This window comes from Rhizobium sp. 01T444, from assembly GCF_056398305.1.
Window position 1 is genome coordinate 1 of sequence record NZ_JBFTPD010000178.1, and the last position, 708, is coordinate 708.

1 protein-coding gene is annotated in these 708 nt (G+C 59.5%); it reads left to right on the forward strand.

From position 1 onward, the window contains the following. The coding region (locus AC1DTN_RS37840; RefSeq protein ID WP_477925266.1) for a nitronate monooxygenase family protein at positions 1-708 on the forward strand (708 nt) is incomplete at both ends.

Consider the following 708-nt stretch of genomic DNA (forward strand, 5'->3'; position numbering starts at 1 on the left):
GTCGCTGCGCAAACCACGACGAACTAGCTTCGAAAGGAACCACCATCATGGGCCTACGTTTCATCTTCATGCTTACGCGCAACGACCGCACGGTTCCGGACGCGTCGCAGCAACTCCAAACTGCGCTCGGCCTCGGCGTGCGGCACATCGGGTTCAAGGACATCGGCTTGCCGCTCGAGCAGCTGAAGGGTCTCAATGCGGCGATCAAGGCCGGCGGTGCAACCTCCTACCTGGAAGTGGTATCGCTGGACCGTGAAAGCGAAATTGTTTCAGCAAAGGCAGCCGCCGAAATCGGCGTTGATGTTCTTCTGGGTGGCACGCGGGTCGATGACKTGCTGCCAATCATCAAGGACACCGGCATCCAATACTTCCCGTTCCCTGGCCGGATTACCGGCCACCCGAGCGTGCTTGAGGGCACCATCGAGGAAATTGTCGAAAGCGCCAAGACGATTGCAGGGCGTGATGGGGTGCATGGCCTGGACCTGCTGGCATATCGTTCGGCGGAGAACGTGCCCAAGTTGATGAAGGCCGTCTGCGCTGCAGTCTCCAAGCCCGTCTACATTGCAGGCTCGATCGCCACCCCTGAACGAATTGCGATCGTCCAGAGTGCCGGTGCAGCTGGTTTTACGATTGGGACTGCGGCACTGGACGGCAAATACCCGGCCAATGGGAATGACGTGCCCAGCCAACTCGCAGCAATCATTCGCG